The sequence below is a fragment of the Citrobacter sp. CK195 genome, from assembly GCF_030333365.1.
Taxonomy (GTDB): Bacteria; Pseudomonadota; Gammaproteobacteria; order Enterobacterales; family Enterobacteriaceae; genus Citrobacter_B; species Citrobacter_B koseri.
The window spans coordinates 1-209 of sequence record NZ_JAOWGB010000005.1; the positions used below are offsets into that span (position 1 = coordinate 1).

The following is a 209-nucleotide window of genomic DNA, read 5'->3' on the forward strand; positions in this document are numbered from 1 at the left end:
TTCGTCTAGAGGCCCAGGACACCGCCCTTTCACGGCGGTAACAGGGGTTCGAATCCCCTAGGGGACGCCACTTGCTGGTTCGTGAGTGAAAGTCACCTGCCTTAATATCTCAAAACTGACTTGCGAGTCATGTTTGAGATATTTGCTCTTTAAAAATCTGGATCAAGCTGAAAATTGAAACGACACACGTAAAGTGTGTATGAGTCTCT

General features: G+C 46.9%; 1 tRNA gene. It reads left to right on the forward strand.

The window, feature by feature from the left end:
- A tRNA-Glu gene (locus OGX93_RS00035) sits at positions 1-70 on the forward strand.
- Positions 71-209: the final 139 nt, after the last annotated feature.